Origin of the sequence: Marinomonas profundimaris (genome assembly GCF_000508165.1) — a bacterium.
Taxonomy (GTDB): domain Bacteria; phylum Pseudomonadota; class Gammaproteobacteria; order Pseudomonadales; family Marinomonadaceae; genus Marinomonas; species Marinomonas profundimaris.
The window spans coordinates 197,816-211,998 of sequence record NZ_AYOZ01000012.1; the positions used below are offsets into that span (position 1 = coordinate 197,816).

General features: G+C 45.9%; 17 protein-coding genes and 1 pseudogene. 7 read left to right on the forward strand and 11 right to left on the reverse strand.

The features are described 5' to 3' along the window. Positions 1-6 precede the first annotated feature (6 nt). The 4 genes from D104_RS37310 to D104_RS27240 form a co-directional block, all read right to left on the reverse strand. Positions 7-825, reverse strand: coding sequence for a sulfite exporter TauE/SafE family protein (locus D104_RS37310; protein WP_024023819.1), 819 nt, complete (start codon positions 823-825; stop codon positions 7-9). Between the two features lie 78 nt (positions 826-903). After that, entirely contained in the window at positions 904-2,499 is a 1,596-nt protein-coding gene (locus D104_RS27230) for a gamma-glutamyltransferase family protein (RefSeq protein ID WP_024023820.1), read from the reverse strand. Then, a complete protein-coding gene (locus D104_RS27235) occupies positions 2,496-3,707 on the reverse strand; it encodes an amidase (RefSeq protein WP_024023821.1) in 1,212 nt (403 codons plus the stop codon). The genes D104_RS27230 and D104_RS27235 overlap by 4 nt, the downstream gene beginning before the upstream one ends. Before the next feature lie 263 nt (positions 3,708-3,970). Continuing rightward, on the reverse strand, positions 3,971-4,789 hold the full coding sequence (locus D104_RS27240; RefSeq protein ID WP_024023822.1) for a MurR/RpiR family transcriptional regulator: 819 nt from the start codon (positions 4,787-4,789) through the stop codon (positions 3,971-3,973). Between the two features lie 363 nt (positions 4,790-5,152). On the opposite strand from D104_RS27240, the gene D104_RS27245 reads away from it, so the two are divergent. The 6 genes and pseudogenes from D104_RS27245 to D104_RS27265 all read left to right on the forward strand — a co-directional run bounded on the left by D104_RS27245 (position 5,153) and on the right by D104_RS27265 (position 9,366). Continuing rightward, the gene (locus D104_RS27245) at positions 5,153-5,944 is read left to right on the forward strand and encodes a transporter substrate-binding domain-containing protein (protein WP_024023823.1); all 792 of its coding nucleotides are present in this window, start codon (positions 5,153-5,155) and stop codon (positions 5,942-5,944) included. Positions 5,945-5,954: 10 nt separating this feature from the next. After that, on the forward strand, positions 5,955-6,467 hold the full coding sequence (locus tag D104_RS27250; RefSeq protein ID WP_084546004.1) for an amino acid ABC transporter permease: 513 nt from the start codon (positions 5,955-5,957) through the stop codon (positions 6,465-6,467). 80 nt (positions 6,468-6,547) lie between these two features. Then, a complete protein-coding gene (locus D104_RS27255; protein WP_024023824.1) occupies positions 6,548-7,735 on the forward strand; it encodes an IS4 family transposase in 1,188 nt (395 codons plus the stop codon). A gap of 22 nt (positions 7,736-7,757) precedes the next feature. Beyond that, positions 7,758-7,949, forward strand: a pseudogene (locus tag D104_RS37550) (amino acid ABC transporter permease); the annotation flags it as partial. 51 nt (positions 7,950-8,000) lie between these two features. After that, positions 8,001-8,651 carry an amino acid ABC transporter permease gene (locus tag D104_RS27260; protein ID WP_024023825.1) on the forward strand — a complete coding sequence of 217 codons (651 nt, stop codon included), beginning with the start codon at positions 8,001-8,003 and terminating at the stop codon, positions 8,649-8,651. Beyond that, positions 8,638-9,366, forward strand: coding sequence for an amino acid ABC transporter ATP-binding protein (locus tag D104_RS27265; RefSeq protein ID WP_024023826.1), 729 nt, complete (start codon positions 8,638-8,640; stop codon positions 9,364-9,366). Before D104_RS27260 ends, D104_RS27265 begins: the two co-directional genes overlap by 14 nt. Before the next feature lie 90 nt (positions 9,367-9,456). Here the strand turns inward: D104_RS27265 and D104_RS27270 are convergent, their stop codons facing one another. The 5 genes from D104_RS27270 to D104_RS27290 form a co-directional block, all read right to left on the reverse strand. Then, complete coding sequence (locus D104_RS27270) at positions 9,457-9,930, reverse strand: GNAT family N-acetyltransferase (protein ID WP_024023827.1); 474 nt, start codon at positions 9,928-9,930, stop codon at positions 9,457-9,459. A gap of 59 nt (positions 9,931-9,989) precedes the next feature. Beyond that, on the reverse strand, positions 9,990-10,292 hold the full coding sequence (locus D104_RS27275) for a type II toxin-antitoxin system RelE/ParE family toxin (protein WP_024023828.1): 303 nt from the start codon (positions 10,290-10,292) through the stop codon (positions 9,990-9,992). A gap of 8 nt (positions 10,293-10,300) precedes the next feature. Next, entirely contained in the window at positions 10,301-10,558 is a 258-nt protein-coding gene (locus D104_RS27280) for a type II toxin-antitoxin system ParD family antitoxin (RefSeq protein ID WP_024023829.1), read from the reverse strand. 162 nt (positions 10,559-10,720) lie between these two features. Next, positions 10,721-11,107 carry a YkvA family protein gene (locus D104_RS37680; protein ID WP_407635739.1) on the reverse strand — a complete coding sequence of 129 codons (387 nt, stop codon included), beginning with the start codon at positions 11,105-11,107 and terminating at the stop codon, positions 10,721-10,723. A 2-nt stretch (positions 11,108-11,109) separates the two neighbouring features. Beyond that, entirely contained in the window at positions 11,110-11,505 is a 396-nt protein-coding gene (locus tag D104_RS27290) for a VOC family protein (RefSeq protein WP_024023831.1), read from the reverse strand. Between the two features lie 227 nt (positions 11,506-11,732). Here D104_RS27290 and D104_RS36985 point away from each other — a divergent pair, with 227 nt between their 5' ends. After that, positions 11,733-13,088: a GGDEF domain-containing protein gene (locus D104_RS36985; RefSeq protein ID WP_024023832.1), complete on the forward strand. Its 1,356-nt coding sequence runs from the start codon at positions 11,733-11,735 to the stop codon at positions 13,086-13,088. 41 nt (positions 13,089-13,129) lie between these two features. Here D104_RS36985 and D104_RS27300 read toward each other — a convergent pair whose 3' ends face one another. Both D104_RS27300 and D104_RS27305 read right to left on the reverse strand, forming a co-directional pair. Continuing rightward, positions 13,130-13,684, reverse strand: a complete 555-nt coding sequence (locus D104_RS27300) for a hypothetical protein (protein WP_024023833.1) — start codon at positions 13,682-13,684, stop codon at positions 13,130-13,132. 13 nt (positions 13,685-13,697) lie between these two features. Beyond that, complete coding sequence (locus tag D104_RS27305) at positions 13,698-14,051, reverse strand: DUF805 domain-containing protein (protein ID WP_024023834.1); 354 nt, start codon at positions 14,049-14,051, stop codon at positions 13,698-13,700. Positions 14,052-14,183 lie beyond the last annotated feature (132 nt).

Below are 14,183 nucleotides of genomic sequence, written 5' to 3' on the forward strand. Positions count from 1 at the left end.
GATCTCCTAACCTAAAACCTGATAAAGCATTTTGATGCCAGTGAAAATCAACACCACAGCGAAGACTTTCTTCAATTTCGCCGCGTCTAAACGATGCGCTAAACCCGCACCAACAGGCGCAAACAACACCGTCAATGGAATAATGCACGCCGCGCCAATTAAGTTCACCAAGCCCACAGTACCGTAAGGGGAATCAATTGGACTTTGCCCAAAAATCAACATGGTCAAGGCCGCAGGCAATGAAATGATCAAGCCTACTGCAGCGGCTGTGCCGACCGCACGGTGTGCAGGGTAATTACAGAAAGTCAGCATAGGAACCGTTAAGGTGCCGCCGCCAATGCCAACCATGGAGCTGAAAAAGCCAACGCAAGTCGCCATCACACCTTGCCCAGCATGGCCCGGTAACGACTTGAAAAGGCTGTCCTTTTTACCCAACAACATATTAATGGCGGATAAGGTCGCGATAATACCGAACAACAACGTTAACCATTGCCCATCCACACGCGTTACAACAAAACTACCAATCATCACGCCCAAGAAGATGAAAATGCCCCAGCGTTTCAGCAAATCGATATCCACATTGCCTTTGGCTTTATGGGCACGAATTGAACTAATAGACGTCGGTACAATGGTTGCCAACGACGTGGCGGTTGCCACCAACATGGCTGTATCCGCACTCACGCCGAGCCCTTGATACAAGAAAAATAACACCGGCACGATAATAATACCGCCGCCTACGCCTAACAACCCGGCTAAAATCCCGCCGACCACACCGGTGGCCATCATGGCGAGAATCATGGAATAGTTTTCCATTATGAATGACATGTTTCTGTTCGCTCCTAAATACAATGATTACTAACTAAAAGTGTTACTGGATAAAAATGTGACTAAATTCGGTTTTTTCTAAATGAAAGTACTAACGATGGCCAAGCCATCACTGCGTGGATCCGTCGCCGCGTCGGCATGGCCATCTTGATGCAGCACCACCGCACCCGCGTGACCCATTAATTCATTGCACGAATCAACGATGACTAGATCATGCCCGCGCTTAGCCAACTCCTCGGCGGCGCTATCGGCAAAGTCTTGTTCGATTTTCAAGTTGTGACTCACATCGCCCCACGTTCGACCGAGCAACCAACGACCTTCGCTGATGGCTTTATCAAACGGCATATTGTGATAAACATAACGACTGAACAGCGCCGCTTGGGTTTGTGGTTGGCCTTCGCCGCCCATGGTGCCGTAACTCATGCGACGACCATCGTTCAGTTCGGCAAAAGCAGGATTCAACGTATGAAATGGCTTTAAGTTCGGCGAAAGCGCTTGGATTGAGTGTTGATCTAACGAGAAAGACGATCCGCGATTATTCCACACAATACCAGTAGAAGGGCTGACCACGCCGCTGCCAAATTCCCAATATAAGCTCTGAATGTAGCTGACCATTCGGCCTTCGCTGTCACACGCGCCCATCCAAATGGTGTCGCCATGTTTGGCTTGATGCGGCCAAGGTTGCGCACGTTCTAAGGCAATTTCGTGACACATTTTTTCTAACTGTTCGTCATCCAACAAAGACGACAAATCCATCGCCAAACGCGATTCATCGGTGACAAATTGATTTCGGGCGATAAACGCTTGTTTGGTGCATTCAATCAACAAATGCGCCATGTCTGTGGCGGTTTTGCCTTGCGTATACAGCTTGTCGTACAAGGCTAAAATCAATAACGACGCGATGCCCTGCGTCGGCGCGGGCAAGTTATAAAGAGAGCCAGCACTGGTTTTGACCTGCAAAGGTTCTACGCGTTTTGCTTGATACGATTCAAAATCCGCCAAACGAATGGGCGAACCCGCCATTGCTAGTTCTTTCGCCAAACGTGCGGCAATGTCACCCTGATAAAAATCGTCCAAGCCTTTTGCAGCGAGCTGTTCCAAGGTTTGCGCCAACACAGGTAACGTCAGGTTATCGCCTTCTTGATAAAGACGACCGTTCTTCAAAAACGCCTCGTCAAAACCTTGAATATGAACCAAATCGGCAAAGGTTTTTTTACTGGCATCGACAAAGGTTTTTGTTACCGCGCTGCCTTTTTTCGCTAATTGAATGGCATCGCCAAGCAAGGTCGATAACGGCAAGTTTTGTGCGTAGGAGGCGGCTTGCCATTCTTGACTCACGGTCAAGGCTTCTTGCCAACCAGCGACAGCGCCTGCCATCGTCAAAGCGGCTTTGCCGCCTCGTGTCGGAATACTGTCGTGTCCGTGGTAAAAATCCAGTGTCGCCAGTGCCGCGGCTTTGCCTGACGCATCAATGCCAACCGGTGTTTTACCCGGTTCGCTGATCAACCAAAAACCGTCGCCACCCAAACCATTCATGTGCGGATACACCACGGCAATCGTCGCTGCCGCCGCAACCATGGCTTCTATTGCGGTGCCGCCTTGCTCTAGGATTTTTCGCCCTGTTTCTGTGGCGTTAAAATGCGGCGCCGTAAAGGCTATCTCGTTCTTCTTCATGACGCTGACTCCATTAAAGTTTTTGCGAACTCAATCAGCGCCAAATCGGTGCCTTTTGACCCCACCAAAGACAAGCCACAGGGCGCGCCATCTAACGTGCAAACCGGCAAATGCAACTGAGGAAGGCCAGCTAACCCAGCAATCGCAGTGATGTCCATCAGCTGGTTTCGATACGCCGCAAGTTCGTCGTCGACCGCATCAAACAAAGGCGCTATACCGGGTGTGGTTGGAATGATAAGCACCGACCCTTCGATCTCGCTTTCTAGCCAATCGGTAAAGCGCTGTCGTTGCTGTTTTGCCGCAGCAACATCGGCTGCAGAAATGGTTTGGCACCAGTCGAAACGCGACTGAATGTCTGGCGCAAAGACGGAGGAAACATCAACATCCTCTAGATCTTTTAGATCGCTAATCCACTTGCCATGTTCATGCCAGATTTCGGCGCCCTGTAAAGTGCGAAACGTCTCACTGGTTTTCCATGCTTGCGTGTCGATAACGATGGACGCTTCTTTTGGAAAAAGCCCCTTTTCGCGCCATATTTGCAGCTGAGAATTGAGCTCTGCCACATGCGCCACTTGATAAATTAAGTTGTTGGCAATCAATACGTTAGTAAATTCTTTTGGCGGTTTTCTTTTCAGCAATATAGCGGCGGTTTTTTCTAGGGTGACGAGGTCTTTGGTAAGCCAGCCCACCGTATCGAAAGACGGCGCAAGGGCAACCATATTATCGGAAGGAATCACACCGTGCGTCGGGCGTAAGCCAAACAAACCGTTGTAACTGGCTGGCACACGAATCGAGCCTCCGGTGTCTGTGCCCAAACCAATGTCGGCGAGGTCTAGTGCAACAGCCACCGCCGAACCCGATGACGACCCACCTGGAAGACGATCTGGTGTCACCGGATTTGAGGGTGTTCCGTAGTGAATATTTTGGCCGTTTAGACTGTAAGCCAACTCGTCTGTAATGGTTTTACCGCAAAACTTTGCTCCAGCATCAAGCAAAGTAACCACACTAGAAGCGGTTTTCGTCGGAATGGAATGAGTGGCTAGCCAAGTAGGATTACCAGCGGAAGTCGGCAGTCCTGCCATATGAAACAAGTCTTTCACCGCCAAACGTAAACCGCTTAAGTCAGTGTTTTTGTCGGTCGTTGAAGTCTCGCTCCAAACCGTTTTGGAGAGTGTCAGAAAGGGATTGTCTGCAATGAAATGTTTCATATGTCCTCCGCTTGTGTAGGACATATGAAACAATCGTTTCACTAAGCTGTCAACTGAAACAAAAAATAAATCTATTTTTTCTGTCGCCCTGTCGCAAAACCACTCTGATCAATATTATTTTAGGTCAGATTTGCCGAGGAACGAGGCGTGATCTGACATTCATAACCAATATCATTAAACGGCACATCACGCTGCGCTAATGGTGCCCTACAAAAAACATCACGAAGTTTACGCAGCAAGCTGAGGAGAATTCCCCTAAGAGATTAAGGTTCCAATTCGTCCAAGTCTTCATACAACGCCGAAATCGCCTGCGTCTGGCGACTCGCCGCATCGCCCAAAAAGCCAAACACGCGGTTGCACAACATAGAAATTAAACTCATCGGTGCCGCGTAGCTATCGAATGGGCTTTCGTTGCCAAGATGACAAAGCAACACATGGGACACTTGTTGGTTATAAACCTGTCCTGTTGGGTCGGTAATCAACACAGTTGTTCGACCTTGTAAGGCTTCAACGATTTGCTTGAACTGGCGCGTTCGACGCCTAAAGCCCAGCAAGACAATCACTTCATCGTCCAGAATATCATGTAAGTCTTCGCCCAATGTTTGGCCGGGTTGCGGCAAGAGGCGAACGGAATGACGCACTTGTTGCAACTGTTGACGAAAATGCAACGCCAACGGGTAAGCATTACGAAAGCCGATTAAGGTCACTCGGCTTGCATTCGCTAGGCGTTCGCTGATCTCGTTCAGGGTATCGGGTCGTAAACCTTCAAACGTTAAAGACAGGTTTTTTAGCTCTTGTGCGGTTTGGTCCAAAGAGGAACCTTGGGTAAAAATCGGCACGCCGCTTTCCCGCAATGCCAATTGCGCTTGTTTCGCGCCCTGCTGAGAATCGTAGCCAAGCTGACGAAAGAAACGACTCACGGTGGCTTTTGACGTATTGGTGTTGTCCGCAATTTCGGCCGACGTTTGGCTCACAATCGCCAAGGGATTTTGTTGTAAATAATTCGCTATCGATCGCGCTGAAGGAGAGAGCGTTGGGTAAGTCTTCTCGATCAGGGATAGCACGTCCTGCTTTGTCGCCACGTATAAACCTCAATTCTGGGATATTTTTCTCTACGGTAATCGATTCTCGTTTAAGTGCCAACTTAGATTATGGCTTTTGCCGAGTCTTTGCGTCGCTCATGGCTCGACGTCACGTCCAACTGCCTTCGTTTGCACCAAAAGAAAGCGCCGGAGCCGTTCTTTGCACAAAGTATAAGCGCAATGCCGCATTGAGTTTCGCTTATTTCATTTTCACACACACCATGTAGCCGCACCATTTTTCTCTTTTCTTGCAGTGTTTTGTTACATAAAGCGAAACTCAAGAAACTTTTGTTTCATGTTGGCATGGGTGTTGCAAATTGTGTTTCAGGCATTCATTCAACGTAAACAAAGGTTCCCTTATCCATGAAACGATTAACCAAGTTACTCAGCACCACACTTATTATCGCGGCTGGCTTTTCGGCATTCAGTGCCAACGCCGATGTTTTACAGGACATAAAAGACCGTAAGCTGATCCGCATTGCGGTGCCTCAAGACTTTCCGCCATTTGGCTCCGTTGGTACCGACTTGAAACCACAAGGTATCGATGTGGACATGGCAAATTACATCGCCAAAGAAATGGGCGTGAAAATTGAAATCGTTCCAGTAACCAGCGCCAACCGCATTCCTTACCTGCAAACGAAAAAAGTCGATCTGGTGATTTCTAGTCTTGGCAAAAACCCAGAACGTGAAAAAGCCATTGATTTTTCTACCCCTTATGCACCTTTCTTCTTAGGCGTCTTTGGTTCTAAAGACGTTGCCGTGACGCAAATCAGCGAGCTAGCCGACAAAACCGTTGGTGTAACGCGCGGTTCAGTAGAAGATTTAGAGCTTGAGAAAAACGCGCCTAAATCTGTCAACGTACGTCGCTTTGAAGACAACAACACCACGCTAACGGCTTACCTTTCTGGTCAAGTTAACTTGATCGCGACGGGTAACTTGGTGGCGACAGAAATCGCAAAACGTCAGCCACAGCGCGCACCAGAAAGTAAATTCATGCTGAAAGACTCACCTTGCTACATCGGCATGGCGAAAGGTGAAGTGGCACTTCAAGCGAAAGTGAATGAGCTAATCAAAGCCGCCTTGGCCTCTGGCGAACTAAATGAGATTTCGATGAAGTGGTTAAAAGCACCGCTCCCTAAAGGCTTCGGCGCATAAGGCTTTTGTTATGTTGTATTTCTCTGATCTATTGCAATACAGCGATGTTTTTCTCCGTGGTTTAAAAACCACGGTTGAACTCACTGTACTGACAACGATTTTGGGGGTGGTATTGGGAACGGTCTGCGCGACCGTTCGCCAATACGGCAACCTCGCCAGCCAACGCGTTGTCAGTGTGTATGTGGAACTTATTCGTAACACGCCGTTTATTGTTCAACTGTTCTTCATCTTCTTCGGTCTTCCCGCTATTGGCATGAGATTATCGCCATGGGAAGCCAGTATGATTGCGCTGACGATTAATCTTGGCGCGTACAGCACAGAAATTATTCGTGCGGGGTTGAGCAGTATTTCAAAAGGCCAAATAGAAGCAGCGAAAGTGTTGGGACTGACGTTTCGACAAACCCTCGTCCGCGTTATTTTCACCCCCGCGTTTGAGAAGATCTACCCTGCTTTAGTCAGCCAATGCATCATCGTCATGTTGGGCTCTGCGGCTGAGGTATCCCCACGAATTTTATATAAATAACAATTAGTTAACGCAAGAAGGGAACGTTCATGGCCCTTGGTGATCAATAATTTCGCCAAAAACAACCAAACACGAAAGCCATGAACGCGACCACTATTCTGAACAAAATCCTTCCTCTTGTCAGCCCAAATATGCATAAAACTCGCCGCCATGCGCTATCGGCTTGTGTACTCAGCTTAGCGCAAGGTAATCTTTGCACCGTGACGAGTATCGGTCGAGGCATCCAATCAAAAGCGTACGAAAAGCACCGTATTAAACGCTCAGACCGACTTCTCTCCAACCCGAATTTACGTTACGAAGCATTATCGATTTACGCTTATATCTGCCGACTCTTTGTGATTCAAACGCGTCCAATCATTAGCGTGGATTGGTCTGATTTAGATGCTCGTGGACAACACTTTCTAATTCGTGCCAGCATGGCTTTTGAGGGGCGATCCATTACGCTTTATGAAGAAGTGCATGACAAGCTCACAAAAGAAAAGCCTAAAACACATCGGCAATTTTTAAGCGTTTTAAAAGCACTGCTTCCAAGTAAAGCAAAGCCCATCATTGTAACGGATGCTGGATTTAAGACGCCTTGGTTAGATGAAGTTGTGAAACAGGGCTGGGATTATGTCGGACGAGTCAGAAGGCCGCGTAAGTACTATGACGACTCGCTTCAAGCTTGGCGCTGCATATCCACTTTGTTCTCTAGTGCTAATCAAAAGCCTAAGCATCTAGAGCTTAAACATCGTCAATCTAGCCCAATCACCAATCAGTTTGTCCTTTACAAGAGCTCACCGAAAGGGCGTCACTCTATCAATCAAAAAGGTAAAAGACGTGCTTCTTTATCTTCGCTTACCGCAGCCAGAGGGGCAAAAGAACCTTGGTTATTAGTGTCTTCTCTTCCTGTGAACCGTCTTTTTGCGAAGCGTTGCGTCAGAGCATATGAAACGAGAATGCAAATTGAAGAAGGGTTTCGTGATATGAAAAGTAGCCGATTCGGCCTGGGGTTTGAGTTGAACTTTACATCAAAGATAGAACGGTTGAGTAACTTAATCCTGCTTACAACTGTCACTGCACTTCTGCTTGTTTTAATCGGTAAAGTCATAGAGCTGACAGGCTATGCAAAACGCTTTCAGGCGAACACTCTACGTAAGCGAAGAGTTCTGTCACACTTTTACCTTGGGAAACGAGCCATTATGACCCGTTTCCAGATACCAAAAAAGGAATGGCAGGACGGCATCAGGCAACTCGTTCAGCAGCTAGAACAAGGAGCCTATTTATGAGTAAATTTGTGGGGATACCTCAGGCTCTGCGGTCATTTCTCAAATCTCAGTAGAGGACTTAACCTACGCCGCGAACCTGGTGCAATCGCGTAACTTCCGTGCTTTTGAAAGCTACTTAGTTACCGCCTTATTGTACTTGGGTTTGTCTATTCTCTTGAGATTCGCTTTCAATGCGTTAGGAAAACGCCTATTTGCTTATCGTACTTCCAATTAAGACAACCTTCCTGAAAGGAAAGAGGATGAGCAGCAAAATGAGAGACACTCAATGATCGAATTTTCTAACTACGACATTTTGCGCAACCTATTGTTTGCGACACAATGGACGATTTTATTATCACTGGCGGCGTTTATCGGTGGCACCGCTGTCGCATTAACATTAACCGCCATGCGTTTAACACGTAACCCTGCCATGCAACGTATCGTGCGTGTTTATGTGGAACTGTTTCAAGGCACGCCATTGCTGATGCAGATGTTCTTGTGCTTCTTTGGCTTGTCCATGCTGGGTTATGAAATATCCGCTTGGGGCGCGGCGATTTTGTCGCTGACGTTTTTCACCAGCGCTTTCTTGGTGGAAATCTGGCGTGGCTGTATCGACACGCTGCCGAAAGGTCAATGGGAAGCCAGCCGTTGTTTGGGCTTGAGCTTCTTACAAACTTTGCGCTTTATTATCTTGCCACAAGCGATTCGTGTCGCGACCGCCCCAACTGTCGGCTTTTCAGTACAGGTGATTAAAGGTACCGCGTTGGCCTCAGTGATTGGCTTTGTCGAACTGACTAAAGTCGGCACCATGTTAAACAACGCCACCTTTGAACCCTTCAAAATATTCACGCTCGTCGCACTTATTTATTTCATGCTTTGTTATCCACTGTCTTTGTACAGCAAGCATCTGGAGAAAAAATTCAATGTCTCTCGTTAACCTACATCAAGTCCATAAATACTATGGCGATCTGCATGTGCTCAAGGGCATTGATCTCGACATCAAAGCAGGCGAAGTCATTTCCATCATAGGAAAAAGTGGCTCTGGCAAAAGTACGCTATTGCGCTGCATCAATGGCTTGGAACAATACCAAGAAGGCGGCATTACCGTTGACGGTAAAGAAGTCACCACAGAAGACATTCAGGTGCGTCGTCTTGCGCTTAGCGTCGGTATGATCTTTCAAAACTTCAACTTATTCCCGCACATGACGGTGGGCGAAAACGTCATGCTCGCACCGACAATTGTGTTGAAGAAAAGCAAAGCCGAAGCTGAAGCGACGGCTCGCGCCATGCTGGAAAAAGTGGGACTCGCAGAAAAATTCGACAGCTTCCCAGAAAAGCTTTCTGGCGGTCAGCAGCAACGTGTTGCCATCGCTCGCGCTTTGGCGATGTCACCTAAAGTTTTGCTGTGTGACGAAATTACCTCTGCCCTCGACCCTGAATTGGTCGGCGAAGTATTAAAAGTATTAGAGCAACTGGCAGAAGAAGGCATGACCTTAGTGCTTGTCACCCATGAAATGAACTTCGCCCGCGACGTCGGCAGCCGAGTCGTCTTCATGCACCAAGGCAAAGTCTGGGAACAAGGCGATCCAAAAACCATCTTGTCCAACCCACAAACCGATGAACTGAAACAATTTATGGGGGCAGTGCTTTAAGGTACAAGAACCAATAATGGAACACAGTCTAGGCATCATTGTAACACTGGCAAATACGTCAAAATGCCTTGGCTGTTGTTAGCCTATTTCCTACAAATCTATTTGATAAAAATCCATGTTTTTACCTTTTGGATTAGGGAATAAATACTCCCAACCTGAGCGTTTATAGTGACGTAAAGCAGTCTCGTTAGCCCTACTGACACAAAGCATTGCTTTGCTACAACCAGCATCTCTCAATTGAGTGCGGATGAGTTCTTGCAGTTTAGTTCCTAAGCCTAAACCTCGATATTCAGGGATCAAATAGATTAATTGAACATAACCTGTACCAACAGACCTAGAAAAAGATCGAAACTCCAACTGACCAATAAGCTGGCTTTTGTGCCAGATATGAAAGTAATACCAACCTTTTTCTAACGTGTTTTGCCGTAACAGAGCTTCGTAACCAATGATTGAATTTTCAAAACCAACATCCGTTCCGAAGCTACAAAAATAAGCATCTCGTCTGAATGCAACACATTCAAAAAAATGAGTCCCAATATCAATAGACTTAAATCTGATGTCCATATAGATCTCTTCTATTTCCCAATTCAGAACAAAGGTGATTTAAAAAAGCTCAAATTACGTCATTGCTCAAAATAGTTAATCTGGTCTTGTCTCTCATGTAATACACGTAATATTTCCAATCTTTGTTCAGTGATAAGATAAAAAATGATGTGGCTGCCAACAAAAACAATACGTGTATTGGTCAGTAAATCAGGCCTTTCTTGACCCATTTTTGGATTGTCTGACAATTCAATTAATTTAGACTGAATGGCCGAAAGGTAGTGCGAGGCTCGATGAACACCCCATTCAGATAGGCTATATTGATAAATATGCTCTAAATCCTTCTGAGCTATGGCGGATATCTCTAATGCGAATCCCTTCATTGCGCAATTTATCCTTTAATTTTTGTAAACAGTGCATCCAGCTCTGTCTCAGAATGAATAACTTGGCTTTCACCACGCTTTATTTGGTCAGCACCCACTTGAAGTTGCTCTCTCAATTTGGCGAGTTTTATCTCTCTAATCCATTCATCATGTGTGTCCATAAACCTTAACGCCTCGCGAATCACTTCACTTGCGTTGTTATATAAGCCGCTTTCAACTTTGGCTTTTACTCGAGCCTCTAACTCAGCGGTAAGAGAAACATGCATCGCGATACCTCTATTTTGTATACCTGTTTGAAATATAAACAGAGATACAAAGATTATCAATCTTTGTATCTAGGAAAATATATGTCACTCAATAAAAGAACACCCCCCTAAGTATTACTCACATAGTGATGATTTTTATGCTCTAGGTCTGAGACGAACGCTCTATTTTGCACCAAAAAACTGGAAACCAAAGTGTATGGCGTAACCAAACAAAAGCAGCCAGATGAGGATAAATACAGCGCCAGTGTAGTAGTTCACTGGTTTCTCAGCGGCGCTGTCTGCTTTTAACTTTGCGGTGTTTATCACATGTTGTGGCGTGAGCCGTATCACCAGCGCCAAGCCAAGCGGAACAATGATCAAATCGTCCAAGTAGCCAATAACGGGGATAAAATCCGGAATTAAGTCAATCGGGCTAAGTGCATAAGCCACCACCAGCATGGCGAACAATTTGGTAAACCACGGCATCTCAGGATCTTTTATCGCAAAATACACTGTCAATGTATGGCGCTTCATGTCTTTTGCTTGTTGCTTGATTTTATTAAGCATCATTTTCATTCCGCGTCATGACACACAACACACACCTTGTTGCCGTCGGTATCTCTAAAATAAGCGCCGAAGTAACTTTGGTGATATTCGTTGCGCAGTCCAGGTTGACCTTCACATGTGGCGCCGTTTGCGATGGCTAAGTCATAAGCCGCGTTAACGGTGGTTCGATCCTTTGCGGTGAAAGCGATCATTTGACCGTTGCCCGCATGGTGCGGTTGGCCGTTGAATGGTTTACTGATGACAAATAAAGGACGACCATCGGCACTGTCGCTGTTCCAACCCGCCCACGGTTTGTCTCGGTCGTAAAATCGCGCTTGGATGCCTAAGCAAGCCATGAGCTTGCTATAAAAACCATAAGCGCGTTCGAAGTCACTAACACCGTAATAGATATGTGAAAACATAGTTCTTCCTGTCATTTATCCTAATAAAACATGCTTCGATTAGCATAACCCAGTTCATAGGGAATGTGATGGCAGCGCGTATCAATACTGCAATAAGAAAACAGTGAAATGCGGAAAAACAAAATACATCCGTTGATAATATTTTTCATCTTGCATTGTGTTTAATGCCTCAGAATAAAGTACAGTTAGCACGGTCACGAAACAGAAAAATACAGGATGTTTATACTATGTTTGATTGGGTTAATGCCTCACTTAACCGAAAAATTGGCAGCATACTCGCTGTGTCGTTAAGTTTTTTGTTGATCGTGATTGGTTATTCCATTTATCAGATTCGAATGATTAATGACGAATTAAAAGAAGTCGCGCACGTTGATATTCCTCTCACCGAGGTCATTACTCAGGTTGAAATGTTGCAGCTTCAACAGCACCTTTCGGTAGAAAGATATCGCCTTTTGATGCAAAAAGGACATAACGAAAAAAACAGTATTGAGTCCTTTTTTGACCGTCACCAAGCCATTTCACGTTTACTCGACCGCGCCACATTATTGGTTACCTCGAGTTTCGAAAATGACACGATCCAATTTAAACCCGCGGAATATCAATTGATTCTGGATGAAATTAAAGCGTTTTCAGACATCAATAATAATTTTAAAGTTCAGCTCAAAGCGTTATTAATCAATGGGTCGTTACCAGACGAGATGTGGGAACATTTAGAAAGCACCGCATCTACTCTCGACAAAAATATTGTTATTATTTTGGAGCAAATAAGCCAACTTACCAAAGAAAGCACCCAATACACTGAAGAGCATCAGCGTGGCTTTATGCTGATAGAAACCAGCCTTGGTATTTGCGCATTGATTTTAAGTTCGTTATTAGCCGTGTATGTTTTGCATGTTATTCGCTCCCGAATTCGCAACATCCATCTGCAAGTTGAACGGCTGCATACGTCATTAGAACAAGGCGTTCCCATAATAAGACCTGACGAAGACAGCTTTAAACCCAGTGACGAATTGGGCGAGCTGGAACTCGACCTCAAAAAGATGATCTCGCGTTTGTCGGACGAAATGGATACCCGCAAAGAAGTAGAGCAACAACTCATCATCTTGGCCACCAAAGACAAGCTGACCGACACCTATAATCGCCATAAATGGTCCGAACAAATCCAATTATTAATCGGTCTTTCTGACCAAAACACACCTTTTAGTGTTATTTCATTGGATGTCGATCACTTTAAAAAGGTCAATGATAACTACGGTCACCAAGTGGGCGACAAAGTCCTGCAACAGCTGGCGAATTTGCTCCAAAAAGACATCGTTAAACCGGACATGGTGTTTCGAATGGGCGGAGAAGAGTTTCTATTACTGCTGACAAAACAAGGATTAACCACCGCCGCCGAGATTGCCGAACGTCTTCGTCACGAAATAGAAACCTTCCAAACATTGGGCTTGCCCAAATTCACCGTCAGCATGGGCGTGACAGAATATCGCGCGGGGGAAACAGAAAATCAGCTGATGACACGCGCCGATGAAGCGCTTTATAAGTCAAAAGAAAATGGCCGTAATCGCATTACCACAATGCCATAAACACAATGCCATAAACACAATCATGCAGACGGGTTCTCTTTTTAAGTGAGTCCGTCTTTTAATTTACGTTTATTACTCAGCATCGCCTCACAATCCACTGTTTTACGATCCAATCCGAATACCGACGACCAAGACCATTCACCGGGGTTGAGCACAAAACCGTAACTCAGCGTCAAACCTGATTCGATCTTTATGTCGCCCAATCTCGCGTCGTTCTGATCGGTAATGTCATAATCTTCACTGACGACTTCGTCGCCCGCGCTGAGTTTTTCCGCCACGTTGTCCGAATAAATCACCAACCGAATGGCCTCCGTGGACTGAATACCCACGGTCGAGCCGCCAAAGTCTCCAGCAGCAAATCGAATCGGTGCCGACAGGCAAAGGTCGCGGCTCTGTTTCGTGCTTGCTTCTTGGAAGATAAGTACGCCTTTTCCCGCAATGCCTCGAAGTTGCAACAAAGTACCGGCTTTGGGTGAGTCAATGTACACCACGGCTTTTATGTCTGCTGCGCTTGTTTCAGCAGAAAAAAGCGCTAAAAGCAGCAAAATTGAGCATAACATGGTGGATAAGTGGGGTAAGTTATTCACAGTTTTCATTTTACGCTCCTATTCAATGGGACGAGCTTTGTTGTGGATAATGGCCTGAATCGACATTGGGTTCACTTGGCAACGCCAATAAAACAAGCAATATCAGCAAGCCAATCGCTGGGATCAAGACCACACACAACCACCAAGCCGAACGATTGGTGTCGTGCAATCGGCGAACGATTAATGACAACATTGGTAGAAAGACCAGCAGGCTATAAAGCGCCTCAATTCGCCATGCCATGTCAGAGAAAACCTCCAAAAAAACAAACGCCACAGAGATCAAAACGTTCACCAAAAAGAACCGCCAAAACGCTTCCCGTGACGCTCTTCCTGAAAATTGCGCATAACGCTTCCACGCATCTAAATACCCATTCATACTTTTCTCCTTTGATGGTTGAAACAGACATCGTTGTTAAAAAGTACGTGTTGACGAAAAAATCCGCGTCCTCAATCAAGATCGAGGACGTCCTCGATGGCTTTATAGGACATAATGTCGGCTAAGATGATA